The organism is Labilithrix luteola (genome assembly GCF_001263205.1).
Taxonomy (GTDB): Bacteria; Myxococcota_A; Polyangia; order Polyangiales; family Polyangiaceae; genus Labilithrix; species Labilithrix luteola.
Genome location: NZ_CP012333.1, coordinates 8,462,113 through 8,476,394, shown reverse-complemented (window position 1 = coordinate 8,476,394; position 14,282 = coordinate 8,462,113). Strand labels below are relative to the sequence as shown.

The following is a 14,282-nucleotide window of genomic DNA, read 5'->3' as shown; positions in this document are numbered from 1 at the left end:
GGCTAGACGCCCCCGAGCTTGGCGCGCGAGGCCACGTCGGCGGCGAAGGCATCCATGATGTCCGCCAGCTCACCGACGCGACGCGCGAAGAAGTTGTAGGCCATGACGCTCGGGATCGCGGCGACGAGACCGATGGCCGTTGCGATGAGCGCCTCGGCGATCTTCGGCGCAACGACCGGCAGGTTCGCGCTCTGCTGGTTTCCGATGCTCAAAAACGCATCCATGATGCCGTAGACCGTGCCGAAGAGGCCGATGAACGGGGCCGTGGAGCCGATCGTGCCGAGCAGGCTCATCCACGACTCGAGGTGGGTGATCTCGGCGGCCGCCGCGCGGCGCGTGATGCTCTCGACGTGGGTGGCCTGGGCGTCGTCGAGGCGCTTGCCCCGCTCACCGCGCGTGAGCCGCACCATCTCGTCGTAGCCCGTGGCGAAGATGCGCGCGAAGGGCGAGCCTCGGAACGCCGACAGGCCTTGCTGGGCAAGGGCATCGAGCGATCCGGCGCTGTCGAACGCCTTCATGAACTTCTCCGAATCGTTGCGCGCTCGTTGGAGGTGCAGCGACTTGGCGAAGATCACGATCCAGCACACGACCGAAAATGCGAGGAGCACGAGGAGCACGAGCTTCACGGGCACCGACGCGTGGAGAACGAGCTGGACCGGGTCGAGCCGCTCTGGCGCCGCACCCCCGGCTGCTGCCGGCGCGCTACCCTGAGGCTGAACCGCGTTGAGCCCCGCGTTGAGCGCGACGTTGATCGACGAAAGGACCTCGAAAGCCATGCCCCGTTATCAGCCTGACTTGGAAGGCGTGTCAAATCCGGACAGGCGGCACGCGACGGGCGGGTCTTTTTGCCCCTCCGACCGCAGGCGGGGCCGTTTCGAGCCACTTATTCCCATCCCGCGGCACGATTCGTTTGTGCGCCGCCCCCGTCGATCGTAGAAAGCAGCCGTGCTTCGCCCCCGAAAGCCGCTTTTTGCAGCGCTTACGCTCGTCACTGCCGTGATGGGCGGTCTTGCCGCGATGACCGCGAGCGGTCTCGGAACCTCTGGCTGCAGCGGAACGAGCAGCGGCACGAACACCGTCGTGGTCACCGGCGTTGTCATTCGCGCCGAGACGCTCACCGCCAATCGCGGCTGCGGAACGAACCCCTCGCAGGTGTTCAAATATGCAGCCGTGGTGTTCGGCCAAGGCGCGAACGGCGAACTCGATCAGCCGATCGTGTCGAACGTCTATGACTGCTTCACGGACGTCACGTTCGTGAACCTTCCCACGCCGAACGGCAACGCGAACTACCGCCTCGAGGTCTTCCTCTACAACGCGGACGCGGCGAACGCGTTCACGGGCCTGGGGACCGTCAGCGCTTCGACCAACGCGGCCGCTCAGACCGCGCTGACGAGCCTGCAGGGGAGCAATCCCACGTGGACGACGAACTGCACGGCCACGCAGATCTCCCAGGTGCAAACGCTGGCTGTTTGCCAGCCGGTCATCGGGGGCAGCGCCGGCCTCGATGGCGGCACGCCCCCCATCGCGCTCGTCACGCTCGACACGAACTCGTTCGCCACCGACAGCGGTGTCGCGACGTGCGTGCCGGCGACCGACGCCGGCGCCGATGCGGGTGACGCGGAGACGGATGCCGAGGTCGACGCCAGTGCCGACGCGGAAGCCGACGCCGAGGCAGGCACCGACGCATCAGCGCCCGTGAACTTCACGTTCGACACGGTCCGGGTCCGACCGCGGATCGGTACGAACGTCGGCGCGTCCGTCGATCTTGCGTGCGGAACGAAATACGAGCTCCCGCTGGCCAACCCTGCGGTGGTCAACCTCGACGTCGGCTTGATCTCGAACGGCGTGCCCGTCGGTCAGACGACGTGCACCACGCAGGCCGTCCCGGGGCCCGATGGCGGCACGAGTCCGGCGCCGACCTGCCCCCCGGTCACGCCCCTGCCCTGACCGGCTGAGGCGCGCCACGAGCGCGAGAGCACGGCACGCGTCCAACGCACCGTGTCGAGGTGTCGAGCTTCGGCTTTTTGGCCGAGCCGCACGAAGCTCCCTGAATTTCAGGCTCGGCCTTGCCGTTCAAGCTCCTGTGGATGCGCGGAATCCGTCGCGCGATCGCCCTGTGGTCCTCGAGGTCCCACCCTTGCTCGGGCCCCTGTGCGAAACTAAAGTCATCGAGAGATGAGGCGCCCTGAGATGGACGGTGGGATGGTGATGGGCGGCTTTCCCCGACCGGGCCGCGCGCTCAAGGCCGTGCTCATCACGTTGTTCGCCGTCTCCGTCGCCGGCGCGGTGATCTTCAACTGGGCTCCCGGCGGAGCGACGGGCGAGCGCATTTTGCGCTGGTTCATGTGCGACCTGAACCTGGTTCTGGTCCGCCCGTGGACGCTCCTGACGTCGGGCCTCATCACGAGCCCGCAAGAAGTCACGCATGTCCTCTACGCGCTGATCGGCATCTACTTCCTCGGCTCGAGTCTCGAGGAACGCTGGGGCGGCGCACGGTTCATTCGTTTCCTGCTCGTCAGCGTGGCGGCGGGGAACCTGTTGTCGCTGCTCCTCAACCTGCTGGTGCCGGCGAGCGCAGGAGCGATCTTCCACCGCTCGCTGCTCTTCGGTCCGGGCGCCGCCATCGCCGCGACCGCCATCGCCTGGTCGCGTGAGCACGCGCACAGCCAGGTTCGGCTGTTCTTCGTCCTGCCCGTCACCGGCAAGATTCTCTTCTGGGTGACGATCGGCTTCTGCGTCCTCGGGCTCATCTATTACCAATCCAACCCCGAGGGCGCGTTCTCGCCGTTCGGCGGCGTGCTCGCCGGCATCCTGCTGTCGGGAAGCCCCTCACCTGCACGCAGTGCGTGGCTTCGCCTGAAGCTCGCGTTCCTTCGTCGCAAAGGCCCGACGCTCTCGGCCGAGTCGATCGCCGGCCTCGATCGCACTCGCGCAAAGCGCTCCGCGAAGGTCGGCGGCCCCACGCTCCGCGTCGTGAAGGGCGGCATGGACGACGAGCTCAAGGACCGTAAGCCCCCGACCGACAAGCGCTACCTCAACTAGCGCGCATCCGCCGCCGTGCGCACTCGGGTGCGCCGCCAATTTGTGGTAAGGCGGGTCCCGCCGCATGTGGACGCAAAGGCACCTGCTCGGAATCGAGTCGCTCTCGTCTGCCGACATCGACGCGGTCCTCGACCGTGCCGAGACCTGGCACGCGCTCTCGCGTAAGCCCGAGAAGAAGGCGAGCGTCCTGCGAGGGCGCACCGTCATCAACCTCTTCTTCGAGGCGTCGACACGCACGCGCACGTCGTTCGAGATCGCCGGCAAGCGTCTCGGCGCCGACGTCGTGAACGTGAGCTCGTCGGGCTCGAGCGTCACCAAGGGCGAGACACTCCTCGACACCGCGAAGAACCTCGAAGCGATGCAGGCCGACCTCTTGGTCGTGCGGCATGCGAGCTCGGGCGCGTGCGCCTTCCTCGCCGAACGCCTTCGCGCGGCGGTCGTCAACGCGGGTGACGGCGCACACGAGCACCCCACGCAGGCGCTGCTCGATGCGTTCACGATCCGCCGCGCCAAGGGCCGCCTCGACGGCCTCGTCATCGCCATCTGCGGTGACATCGCGCACTCGCGCGTTGCGCGCTCGAACGCCATTCTCTTCGGCAAAAAGGGCGCCGAGGTCCGCTTCTGCGCACCGAAAACGATGATGCCTCCGCACGCCGAGAGCCTCGGTCCCACGGTGAGCGTCATCCCGCGCCTCGAAGACGCCGTTCGCGGCGCCGACGTCGTCATGATGCTGCGCATCCAGCACGAGCGGCTCGCGGGGGCGATGATGTCGACCACGCGCGAGTACTCGCGCACGTTCGGCCTCGGGCCGGCCATGCTCGCAAACGCCAAGCCCGACGCCATCGTCATGCACCCCGGGCCCATCAATCGCGGCGTCGAGCTCGATCCGCGCGTGGCGGACGGTTCGCGCAGCGTCATCCTCGATCAGGTCGAAGCAGGCGTGGCGGTTCGTATGGCCGTGCTGGACCTGCTGCTCACGCCACCGGCCGAAGGATGAAACGCGACGCGCGGGCGGCGCTCGGAGTCTTCGACTCGGGGTTGGGCGGGCTCACCGTCGTACGCGCGCTTCGTGAGGCTCTCCCTCACGAAGACATCATCTACCTTGGCGACACCGCACGCGTTCCCTACGGCACACGCGCGCCGGAGACGGTCGTTCGTTATGCGATGGCCTGCGCCAATCACCTCGTCGCGCGTGACGTCAAAGCGCTCGTCATCGCCTGCAACACGGTGAGCGCCGTCGCGCCCGAACGCCTTCGCGTGGAGCTCGATCTGCCTGTGTTGGGCGTCATCGAGCCCGGCGCCCGCGCCGCCGCCGCCGCCACCAAGAACTTCAAGGTCGGCGTGCTCGCGACGGCAGGAACCATCGCCTCCGGCGCATATCCGCGCGCGGTGGCCGCCGCATCGACGCGCATCGAAACGGTGGGCCAACCTGCGCCCCTGCTCGTCCCCCTGGCCGAAGAGGGCTGGGTCACCGGCGACGTCCCACGGCTCGCCGCCCGTCGCTATCTCGAGCCGCTCGCCGAAGCCGGTGTCGACGTCATCGTCCTCGGCTGCACGCACTATCCCCTGCTCTTCCCGATCATCGAGCGCGAAGCGAAGGACATGATCGGCGAGCACGTGACGATCATCGACAGCGCCCACGCGGTTGCCCTCGAGGTCGCGAACTTCCTCGAAGGCCGCGAGCTCCTGCGTGAGGCCTCGCACGGGCCTGGTTCGATTCAATTGCTCGTGACCGACCGTCCCAAGAGCTTCGACGACACCGCCTCGCGCTTTCTCGGCAGCGTGACGAACGGTGCCGAACAAGTCGATCTCTGAGCTGAACGGCGCCGAAAGACGCAGTTCTACCGCGCGATCGCGGCGCGATTCGCACCATGTGCCGCGTCGCGAGCTGAGTTAGATTGCCCGCGTGCAGAAACTCGAAGCCGGAATTCACCATTTCCAGGCGAACTACTTCGCTCGCAATCGCGGTCTCTTCGAACAACTCGCCGAAGAGGGACAGCGGCCAGAGACGTTGTTCATCACGTGCTGCGACTCGCGCGTGGTGCCAAATCTCATCACGACGACGTCGCCCGGCGAGCTCTTCATCGTGCGCAACGTCGGCAACATCGTCCCCGCCGCAACGTCGATGGAGCGCGGCGCCCTCGGCGGTGTCTCGTCGGCCATCGAGTATGCCGTCGAGGTCCTCGAAGTCGGCAGCGTGATCGTCTGCGGTCACACGAATTGCGGCGCGATCGACGCGATTCTCCATCCCGAGCGCGTCGCCCACCTCCCGCTCGTCGCCCGCTGGCTCCGCGAGGCAGCGAGCATCCCCAAGCTCATCGAAGAGCGCTACGGGCACCTCGAAGGCGAAGCGAAGATGATCGCGGCGGTCGAGGAGAACGTGCTTCTCCAGCTCGAGAATCTTCGCTCCTTCGAGCTCGTCGCCAAGCGCCTCGACGCAGGCAAGCTCACGATGAGCGGCTGGGTGTTCAACATCGGAAAGGGCGAGGTCTTCGACTACGATCCGGAAACCGAGCAGTTTCTGAAGATCGGCGTCGAAGGCAACGAACGCCCGGCGTTGAGCTCGCGCCCGCCGCCGCCGGTCGTCCCCAAGAGCCGCTAGAGCTCGTCAACGCGCGATCACGAGCACGGCTTCGCGCGCGATGTACGGCACGTAGCGGAAGTCGTGGATCGACGTGACCTTGCCTTCCTCGAACGCGAGCTCCACGAAGTAGCCTGGCGACGGATCTGCGGGATCTCGGAACACGGCGAGCACTTCGCGCCCGCCGAGCCACGCGGGAACGAAGTGCCAGTCGTGGAGCGCGCTGTAGTTGTCGACATATCCACCGACGTCGCGCCGTCCGGTGCGCCGCGATCGCCCCACCAGATCGAGCCGCACGTCTTCGGCGAGCATTGCCCGCACGCCATCCCAATCGCGTTCGTTGAACAGCCGTGCGTAGCGCGCCACATCGAGCGAGGTCGCGCGGGCAGGTTCGAGCTGCTCCGCTGCGCTCGTAAGCGCCTTCAAGCGCGTTCGACCTCGGTGGAGCGCCGCTTTGACGGCCGGCTCACTGACGTCGAGCAGCTCGCAGATCTCCTCGATCGAGTGACCGAGCACGTCTTTGAGAATCACCGCGCTCCGCTGGGCGGGCGGGAGCTCGACGAAGCGTGACACCGCGAGCTGCACCGCCTCGCTCCGCGCCACGGCGTCTTCCGGATCGAGCGCGGCATCGGTTGCCGAGTCGAGCACGGTCTCGAGAGGCGCCCCCATCTTGCGCTCGTAGCGGCGCAGGTGATCGATCGCCCGGCCGTGCGCGATCTTGAAGAGCCAGGGCCGAAGCGGAGGCACCGTCTTTAGCTCGGGAAACGCGTAGTAGGCGCGGGCGAGCGTCTCCTGCACGATGTCTTCGCCGTCGGCCACGGATCCGGTCATGCGCGCGCAGTACCGATGGAGCTCAGGCCGCACGTTCTCCACGAGCGCCAAGAAGCGCGCGCGACCTTCGGACAGCTCCGCTGCGAGCGCATGGATATCGGTCATGACTGTGATCCGTCGAACGGCACGATGCCGGTGTCGCCTTTGATCGCGAACGTGGTCGTCGAATCGAACTTGGGATCAGTCAGGATCGTCACGACGTATTCTCCGTATTCGCGCGGCGACATGGGCTTTCCGAAGTTCTGCAAGAATGTCTCGAGGGAAACACCCTTGCGGTCGGCGTAGTAGCCCGCACAGGCGCGTCCGTGATCGGTCTCACCGATCATCTGCCGAGGGACCAGGGTTTGGAAGCGGATCCCGCGACCGAGCTCGTTCGAGACCACGTTCGCATAGTTCGCCATGAACATGATCATCCGCTTCGCACCGCCGTGACCGCCCGACATGGGCGAACCTGCGATCGCCGCGCCACTCGAGCCGAGCAAGACGCGGCTCCCTGACGCGAGCGGCAACCGCAACGCTTCCTGGATCCAGAAGAGCGTTGCCTTCACGTCGATGTTCCACGTCTTGCTGAAGGCATCCCAGTCGAGCTCGTGAATCGGCCCCATCGCGGGTGTCGTGCCCGCGTTGAGGATCAAGACGTCGGGCCTCACCTCCCGCAGCGCTCCCGCGGCGATGGCCTGATCGGTGATGTCACCGACGAGCACGCCCACGCCGAGCCGTCGCTTCACCTCCATGAGCTTGTCGGCGTCTCGCGCAAGGGCCGTCACCCTCGCCTTCTTCGCCACGAGCGCCTCGACGATTCCGAGACCAAGGCCGCGGTTTCCTCCGGTCACCAGCACGCGCTTTCCTTCGAGCGAATCCATGATGTCACTCTCCTTCTGCCCTTGAATTTCGGGCCTCGAAACGAGGACGATCGAGGCGCGCGAAAGGGTGCGGTGCGGTCGTCGATTTCTCGAACCTCGACCACGAAGGCGCAGGGTGCTCGAGGGCAGCTCGAGGACGTCCCGGGCGCGAAAGACCTCCACCGTGACGCGATCTGCGCGACACTGCGCGTGGAGGACAGTGACGTCGATGCCGTCTACGAGGAGAGCCGCGACAACCAAGCTCCCCGCCAACGCGAAGAACACCTCGAGCGCCGAACTGGCGACCACGCTCGCCTGGCTCGAGCAAAACGGCAGCAAGAAGGCCCGCGAAGGAATGGCGCGCTATGCCATTCCCACGGACAAGGCGTTCGGCATCTCCGTCGTCACGCTCCGCGCGCATGGCAAGCGGCTCGGGCGCGACCACGACCTGGCCCATGCGCTCTGGAAGACGGGGTATTACGAAGCGCGCCTGCTCGCGATGTTCGTGGCCGATCCCTCGCGGCTCACCGCGAACGAGATGGACCGGTGGTGCGCCGAGTTCGACAGCTGGTCGCTTTGCGATACGGCTTGCCTCCACCTGTTCGACCGGACGCCGCACGCGTGGCCGAAGGTGAAAGAGTGGGCTCGCAGCAGCGACGAGTTCGTGAGGCGCGCCGCATTCGCGCTCGTGGCGAGCCTCGCCGTGCACGACAAGCGCGCGCCCGACGCGCCATTCCGGGAGGCCCTGGTTCTCGTCGAGCGTGCAGCGAAGGACCCACGCAACTTCGTCAAGAAGGCCGTCAACTGGGCGCTTCGCTCGATCGGAAAACGCAACGCGACGCTCCATGCAGCAGCCATCGACGTTGCCGAGCGCCTGACCGCCGAGGCCGATCCCACGGCTCGCTGGATCGGCAAGGACGCGCTGCGTGAGCTGCGCGGCGACGCTGTGCGCCGGCGACTCGCCAAGAAGGTCAAAGCTGGCTGACGCACGCTGCGATTTTCGCCGCCCCCTGCGCGCATAGGCTCAGTGGACGCGGATCATGCGCGGCGGCTTGGCGACGTAGTCGCTCTTGGCGATGGTCGCCAGCGCCGCCTGAACCGCGGCTTCCTTCGATTCGTGGGTGAGGATGACGACGTCGACGGGAACGTCGGCGCTGCCCCGCCCTTGTTGCACCATCTGTTCGATCGACACGCCGCGCTCACCGAGAGCGCCGGTGATGCGCGCGAGGACGCCAGGGCGATCGAAGACCGTGAAGCGGAAATAGTAGCGAGCCTCGACCTCGGCCGTCGGGGAGAGCTTTCGTTCGGCGAGGCGGATGGCCCGCGTACTCTGACCTGCGGTGCCGCCCTTCTTGGCAATCGCGACGTCGACCAGATCGGCGACGACGCTGACGGCGGTGGGGAGATCTCCCGCGCCGCGCCCGGACAGGAGGCACGGGCCGAGAGCGCGGCCCTCGACCGAGATCGCGTTCAGCACCCCGCTGATGTTCGCGAGCGGTGCGTCTTTCGCGACGAGCGCCGGGTGAACGCGTAGCTCGAGCTCGTCGCCACGCTCCTTGGCGATGGCGAGCTGCTTGACGACGAACCCAAAGCGCTCGGCGAAGGCATGGTCGACCGGCTCGACACCACGAATGCCCTCGGTGAGAACGCTGACGCCGTCGAGGCGCGCGCCGAATGCCAGCATCGAGAGAACGACGAGCTTGTGCGCGGCGTCTCCGCCGTCGACGTCGAGCGTGGGGTCAGCCTCGGCAAAGCCCTTCTGCTGCGCCTCTTTGAGCGCATCTTCGAACGACAGCCCATCGCTCTGCATGCGCGTGAGGATGTAGTTCGACGTGCCGTTGATGATCCCCGAGAGGCTCGCGATGGTGTCACCCGCCAGCGCGTCGCGAAGCACGCGAATCACGGGAATCCCGCCACCGACGGCGCCCTCGAAGGCCACGTCGACTCCGCGGCTGCGCGCGCGGTCGAGGAGCTCGGCCCCATGGAGGGCGAGCAGCATCTTGTTGGCCGTGACGATCTGCTTGCCCGAAGCGATCGCACGACCGAGGTAGTCGCGCGCCGGATCGACCCCGCCCATCACCTCGACGATCACGTCGATCGACGGATCACCGAGGACGTCGTCGGGGTTCGTGGTCAGGCGCGAACGTTCGAGCTCCTTGACGCGCTCTTTCTCGGGGTCGCGCACGAGCACGCGAACGACCTCGAAAGGAGCGCCGACACGAGCCTCGAGATACGCCGCGTTCGCACGAAGGAGGTGGAGGACGCCGCCGCCGACCGTGCCGCAACCGAGCAGACCCACTCTGATCATGAGCTCAGGCTACAGGGGTCTCCGAACGCGTCACAGCAGTTACGAGCGGTGCGGCTATTGGTACGCGAGGCAGACGCCGGGCTTGTCATCCTGCAGGAAGGCATGGCGTCGGCCCAGCCAATACGCCACGAGATAATCGACGCCGGGCTCGACCTGCCCCGGGTTCGCATCGCGGTAGAGACTCCACGGGTGACGCTGCCAGAGGAAGTCCTCTGCGGGCCGATCGCCGACGTCGACCGCGTCCGTGTCGATACACTGGTCGGTGCACGTGGCCGAGTGCTGGTACTTCGGCGTGCTGCGTAGATCGACCGCCGGATGGGTGCGTGGAGCCGGCGGGAACTGCGCGAGCTGCGTAGCCGCTTTCGAGGCCGCGTCCGCATCGCCGCCCGGTGCGTGCGCGGCGTAGATGAAGGAGAAGAAGCTGTTCTTCGTATTCACGAACTCCGGCCAGAGCGTGGTCTTCATGAGCTCGTCGCGAACGCGGCTCTTGTAGCCGGCCGAATCCTCCAGCCGCGCGAGGTTGTAGAGCGGCTCCCACATGATGTTGTTCGCGTAGTAGCTGTCGCCGCACGCGGCGCTCGTCGACGGCTTGACCGCCACCTTCAGCCAGTCGTTCACGTTGCCGCCCGCGCCCGTGTGACCGTAGTAATAGTTCAGGATCGCGTCGTGGCGTGCCTTGTAGCTGGGCACACCGTCGGTCACGGCGATCGCCACGCGGAAGAACGAGGCAAGCATCACCGCGCTCGACTGGCGATAGATGGGAGGCGCCCACGAGAGGAGCGGAATCTGCTTGAGGAGGTCGGCGAGGTCCGGCGTGAACTCCTGGAATCCGCGCATCTCGCCGCCCTGCAAGTCCGCGGACTTGATGACGATGGAAATGGCGCCGTCTTTCATCTCGCGTGGGTCGAGCACGGCGAAGCGCAAGGTCAGGTTGGTCGGCGTCACCGTGAAGCCGTCGTAGGTGACCTTCACCGAAACCGTGCGCTCCTTCATCAGCTCTTCGACGAGCATGACCACGTCCCGACGAATGACATCGCGCTTGTCTTCGTCGGCCGGGCCCAGCGCCTCGTACGCGAGGCCGTAACCGAGCATCACGCCTTGGTACTGATCGCGGCTGATACCGCCGACGTAGTCGTAGTTCTTTCCGTCGTAGGGAACGTTGCAGTGCGAGCGCGTGTCTTGGCCGCAGGCGAGGTCGCCCGTGGGGAACGGGTACGTCTTGCTCGACTCCTTCGTCCAGCGCGCGAGGATGCCCGGCTCGCCGGACACGTTCATGAACAGGTGAATGGTGTCGACGAGGGAACGCACGCGCGCGCGAGCATCCGCGGAGCCGGTGGCGATGAGTCGTGCGGATTCGGCCGCGAGATAGGTGCCCGTCCAAATCGCCGAGTCGCCGAGCCCGCCCATGTAATCGAGCTGGGTGAAATTCGGCGGATCCGCGTAATGCGGACTGCCGATACCGCCGGTCACCATCGGTCCCTTGCTCATGAAGGCGAGGTAACCGCGTGACCGGTCATGCATCGAGGCAACCGGATCCGGCAGTGCCGCGGCGCTCCCCTTGGTCACGTCCCAAAGACCACAGGTCTTGCCTCCCTGCGATTCACCGAGCGTGCACTCGTCACTGCATGCCCCGACCGCGCACGCGCCCTGGAAGCAGCCCGAGCCCGCTGCACACGCGTCTTCGACCCAGCGCGTGCCCTGGTCGGTCTTCTTGCACGTCTTCGAACGATCCTTGGCGATGCAAAGCGCCGTGTCCAGAACGCACTCGTCTTCGGGATTTGCCGGTTCCGCGGCATCTCCACCTTCGGGTGACGCGGGCTTGCTCGTGGACGACGACGACGACGGAGTCGGAGCCGGAGCCACCGGCTGATTGGCAATCGGTAAATTCGAATCGCTGCTCGAACATGCCGCGGCAGCGAGACCGAAAAGAATGGAACTCCCGATACCGGTGACGACGAATGGCGCGAGCACTCGAAGGCGCATCGCCGCTCGCTACCACATGATTGCGAGTTGCGCCGCTCCCCAAAGCGAACTTTCCCCTGCGCGCCACTCCTACGTTCGCGCGTTCGCGCACGTCCCTCCTCGTGCGCGAACGTCGCGGTGCGCCTGGTCAGGCCTTCACGCGCTTCATGTCGGGATCGTAGAAGGGCTTCATCGAGGCGACGGCGGGATAGAGCTTGCCGGCAATCTCCACCTCCCAGGTGCCCGCATCGAGATACGCCTGCGTGACGGGCTCCCCCGCCTCGATCATGGCAAGGCCGACGGCACCGCCGAGGGTGAATCCGTACGACGCCGCACGGATGTAGCCGACCGCCGTTCCGTTTCGACGCACGACCTCGGCGTGGAACATCATCGGCTCGGGATCCTTGAGGAGGACCTGGACGATGCGGCGCTTCAGCGGCCCCTCGGCCTTCTTCGCCATCACGGCCTCTTTGCCGATGAAGCCGCCGGGCTTCTTCAGGTCCACCGCGAAGCCGAGGCCGGCCTCGAGCACCGAGTCGGTGTTGTCGATGTCATGGCCGTAATCGCGATAGCCCTTCTCCATGCGCAGGCTGGCGAGAGCCTTGAGCCCCGCATGACGAAGGCCGACGTGCTTGCCCGCTTCGACGAGGCGGTCGTAGACGTGCGTGGCCTGCTCGGTGGGCACGTAGAGCTCGTAGCCGAGCTCACCGAGATACGTGATGCGGACACAGAGCGCGCGGGCGAAGCCGATGTCGATCTCGCGGGCGGCGCGGAACGGGAAGGCTTCGTTCGAGAGATCTTCCGTGGTCACACGCTGCATGAGCTCGCGAGAGCGCGGCCCCTGCACGTTGATCTGCGCATAGCCCGACGTCACGTCGGTCACGAACGCGTGCGCGTCGGGTGAATGGCTGTCGATGTGGCGCTTCAGCCACGTTTCGACGTGACGGTGTGCCGTATCGGAGGCGACCACCCAGTACTTCTCGTCCGAGAGCTTGGTCACGGTGAGGTCGGCTTCGAGCGTGCCGCCTTCGTTGAGCCACTGCGTATAGGTGATGACGCCGGCTTCTTGATCGACGTTGTTGGCCGAAACGTAATTGAGAATCTTTCCAGCGTCGCGCCCCTGGACGAGGAACTTCGCCATGAAAGACATATCCATGAGAATCACGCCTTCGCGCGCCGCACGGTGCTCTGCCTCCCAGTACGGGAACCAGTTCTGGCGCCCCCAGGAGAGCTTGTCGACCTTCGGTTCGTGGCCTTCGGGCGCATACCAATCCGGCCCTTCCCAACCGCTGACGTCCTTGAAGTAGGCGCGCTCGGCGGCAAGCCGATCGTGGATGGCGGACTTCTTCGCGCCGCGCGCCGTCTGCATCGAGCGCGTCGGGTAGTGGCACTGGTAGACCATGCCGAGCGATTCGACGGTGCGCGTACGGCGATATTCAGGATTCGCCTGATACGTATGCAGGCGATCGATGTTCATCCCGGTGATGTCCACGTCGGGACGACCGTTGATGATCCAATGTGCCATCACGCGGCCGAGGCCGCCGCCGGTGAGAATGCCAATCGAGTTCAAGCCGGCCGCGACGAAGTAGTTCTTGAGCTCCGGGGATTCACCGACGATCGGCGCGAGGTCCGGCGTGAAGCTCTCCGGTCCGCAGAAGAACTTCCGCACCCCGACTTCGAGCGAGACGGGGATGCGTCGCATCGCCTTCTCGACGTACTCGCCCATACGATCCCAGTCCGGGGTGATTTCACCGAACGAGAAGTCGTCCGGCACGCCCTCGATCTTCCACGGCGCGCACTTCGGCTCGAAGAGGCCGATCATGAGCCCGCCGACCTCCTCGCGGAAGTAGCCGTACGAGCCGGGATCTTCGAGCACGGGGAGCGAGCTCGGGAGATCGGGGATCTTGTCCGTGATGAGGTAATAGTGCTCGGCAGACTGGAGCGGGATGTTGACGCCCGCCTTCGCGCCGAACTGGCGCGCCCACATGCCGGCGCAGTTGACGACGTACTCGCATTCGATGTCGCCGAGCGGCGTGCGAACGCCGGTGACCGCGCCACGCTTCTTCAGGATGCCGGTGGCGGGTACGCCCTCGAGGATCGTCGCCCCCTGCATGCGGGCGCCCTTCGCGAGCGCCATGGTGATGTCGACGGGATTCGCCTGGCCGTCTTCCTTCACGTAGAACCCGGCGAGGATGTCGTCGGTCTTGGCGAGCGGGAAGAGCTCACGGACCTGCGAGGGGGAGATCTCGTGGACGTCGACGCCGCAATAGCGGTTGAACGCCGAAACGCGACGATACTCTTCGAGGCGATCGGCATCGCCGGCCACCTCGATGAAGCCGACGGGCTTGAAGCCGGTGGAGAGCCCGGTCTCCGCCTCGAGGCGCGTGTACAGATCGCGCGTGTACTTGCGCATCGACGTCGACGTTTCGGAGAGCGAGCCGAACGTGACGATGAGGCCCGCGGCATGCCAGGTCGTTCCTGACGTGAGCCGATCCCGCTCGAGGAGGACGACGTCTTTCCACCCCATATGCGCCAAATGGTAGGCGACCGAGCAACCGATGATCCCACCGCCAACGACGACGACCCGCGCCCGCTCGGGCAAAACTCGATTCGACATGTCGGGCAGAGATTAGCCTGATCCGCGGCCTCCGTCCGCGTCGCCCGGGAGTCTCGAAAGCTGAACCTACCGAGGGGTGGTCACGACAGCGGATTGCTT

Annotated in this window: 12 protein-coding genes; 6 read left to right on the top strand and 6 right to left on the bottom strand. The window is 66.1% G+C overall.

Annotated features, from left to right (window positions below):
- Nucleotides 1–2: 2 nt before the first annotated feature.
- Nucleotides 3–776 (bottom strand): MotA/TolQ/ExbB proton channel family protein, encoded by a 774-nt coding sequence (locus tag AKJ09_RS36805; protein WP_146652521.1) that lies wholly within the window; start codon nt 774–776, stop codon nt 3–5.
- A 169-nt stretch (nt 777–945) separates the two neighbouring features.
- On the opposite strand from AKJ09_RS36805, the gene AKJ09_RS36800 reads away from it, so the two are divergent.
- From AKJ09_RS36800 to AKJ09_RS36780, 5 genes are all read left to right on the top strand, one after another.
- Nucleotides 946–1,947: a hypothetical protein gene (locus AKJ09_RS36800; protein ID WP_146652520.1), complete on the top strand. Its 1,002-nt coding sequence runs from the start codon at nt 946–948 to the stop codon at nt 1,945–1,947.
- A gap of 228 nt (nt 1,948–2,175) precedes the next feature.
- Nucleotides 2,176–3,042 (top strand): rhomboid family intramembrane serine protease, encoded by an 867-nt coding sequence (locus AKJ09_RS36795; RefSeq protein ID WP_146652519.1) that lies wholly within the window; start codon nt 2,176–2,178, stop codon nt 3,040–3,042.
- A gap of 64 nt (nt 3,043–3,106) precedes the next feature.
- Nucleotides 3,107–4,039 carry an aspartate carbamoyltransferase catalytic subunit gene (locus AKJ09_RS36790; RefSeq protein WP_146652518.1) on the top strand — a complete coding sequence of 311 codons (933 nt, stop codon included), beginning with the start codon at nt 3,107–3,109 and terminating at the stop codon, nt 4,037–4,039.
- A complete protein-coding gene (murI, locus tag AKJ09_RS36785) occupies nt 4,036–4,857 on the top strand; it encodes a glutamate racemase (protein ID WP_146652517.1) in 822 nt (273 codons plus the stop codon). The genes AKJ09_RS36790 and murI overlap by 4 nt, the downstream gene beginning before the upstream one ends.
- 91 nt (nt 4,858–4,948) lie before the next feature.
- On the top strand, nt 4,949–5,644 hold the full coding sequence (locus AKJ09_RS36780) for a carbonic anhydrase (RefSeq protein ID WP_146652516.1): 696 nt from the start codon (nt 4,949–4,951) through the stop codon (nt 5,642–5,644).
- A 6-nt stretch (nt 5,645–5,650) separates the two neighbouring features.
- On the opposite strand, the gene AKJ09_RS36775 is transcribed toward AKJ09_RS36780, so the two are convergent.
- Complete coding sequence (locus AKJ09_RS36775) at nt 5,651–6,559, bottom strand: sigma-70 family RNA polymerase sigma factor (RefSeq protein WP_146652515.1); 909 nt, start codon at nt 6,557–6,559, stop codon at nt 5,651–5,653.
- Nucleotides 6,556–7,317 carry an SDR family NAD(P)-dependent oxidoreductase gene (locus AKJ09_RS36770; protein WP_146652514.1) on the bottom strand — a complete coding sequence of 254 codons (762 nt, stop codon included), beginning with the start codon at nt 7,315–7,317 and terminating at the stop codon, nt 6,556–6,558. Before AKJ09_RS36770 ends, AKJ09_RS36775 begins: the two co-directional genes overlap by 4 nt.
- Before the next feature lie 208 nt (nt 7,318–7,525).
- On the opposite strand from AKJ09_RS36770, the gene AKJ09_RS36765 reads away from it, so the two are divergent.
- Nucleotides 7,526–8,281: a DNA alkylation repair protein gene (locus AKJ09_RS36765; RefSeq protein WP_146652513.1), complete on the top strand. Its 756-nt coding sequence runs from the start codon at nt 7,526–7,528 to the stop codon at nt 8,279–8,281.
- A 39-nt stretch (nt 8,282–8,320) separates the two neighbouring features.
- Here AKJ09_RS36765 and AKJ09_RS36760 read toward each other — a convergent pair whose 3' ends face one another.
- The 3 genes from AKJ09_RS36760 to AKJ09_RS36750 form a co-directional block, all read right to left on the bottom strand.
- Nucleotides 8,321–9,604: a homoserine dehydrogenase gene (locus AKJ09_RS36760; RefSeq protein WP_146652512.1), complete on the bottom strand. Its 1,284-nt coding sequence runs from the start codon at nt 9,602–9,604 to the stop codon at nt 8,321–8,323.
- A 54-nt stretch (nt 9,605–9,658) separates the two neighbouring features.
- Nucleotides 9,659–11,587, bottom strand: coding sequence for a hypothetical protein (locus AKJ09_RS36755; RefSeq protein ID WP_146652511.1), 1,929 nt, complete (start codon nt 11,585–11,587; stop codon nt 9,659–9,661).
- A 127-nt stretch (nt 11,588–11,714) separates the two neighbouring features.
- Nucleotides 11,715–14,183: a GcvT family protein gene (locus AKJ09_RS36750; protein WP_146652510.1), complete on the bottom strand. Its 2,469-nt coding sequence runs from the start codon at nt 14,181–14,183 to the stop codon at nt 11,715–11,717.
- Nucleotides 14,184–14,282: the final 99 nt, after the last annotated feature.

What these genes read in the sequence shown, in the direction of transcription:
- AKJ09_RS36790 (WP_146652518.1), top strand. Translation starts at nt 3,107, where the DNA reads ATGTGGACGCAAAGGCACCTGCTCGGAATCGAGTCGCTCTCGTCTGCC.
- AKJ09_RS36755 (WP_146652511.1), bottom strand. Translation starts at nt 11,587, where the DNA reads ATGCGCCTTCGAGTGCTCGCGCCATTCGTCGTCACCGGTATCGGGAGT.
- AKJ09_RS36775 (WP_146652515.1), bottom strand. Translation starts at nt 6,559, where the DNA reads ATGACCGATATCCATGCGCTCGCAGCGGAGCTGTCCGAAGGTCGCGCG.
- AKJ09_RS36760 (WP_146652512.1), bottom strand. Translation starts at nt 9,604, where the DNA reads ATGATCAGAGTGGGTCTGCTCGGTTGCGGCACGGTCGGCGGCGGCGTC.
- AKJ09_RS36770 (WP_146652514.1), bottom strand. Translation starts at nt 7,317, where the DNA reads ATGGATTCGCTCGAAGGAAAGCGCGTGCTGGTGACCGGAGGAAACCGC.
- AKJ09_RS36750 (WP_146652510.1), bottom strand. Translation starts at nt 14,183, where the DNA reads ATGTCGAATCGAGTTTTGCCCGAGCGGGCGCGGGTCGTCGTCGTTGGC.
- AKJ09_RS36795 (WP_146652519.1), top strand. Translation starts at nt 2,176, where the DNA reads ATGAGGCGCCCTGAGATGGACGGTGGGATGGTGATGGGCGGCTTTCCC.
- AKJ09_RS36805 (WP_146652521.1), bottom strand. Translation starts at nt 776, where the DNA reads ATGGCTTTCGAGGTCCTTTCGTCGATCAACGTCGCGCTCAACGCGGGG.
- AKJ09_RS36765 (WP_146652513.1), top strand. Translation starts at nt 7,526, where the DNA reads ATGCCGTCTACGAGGAGAGCCGCGACAACCAAGCTCCCCGCCAACGCG.
- murI (WP_146652517.1), top strand. Translation starts at nt 4,036, where the DNA reads ATGAAACGCGACGCGCGGGCGGCGCTCGGAGTCTTCGACTCGGGGTTG.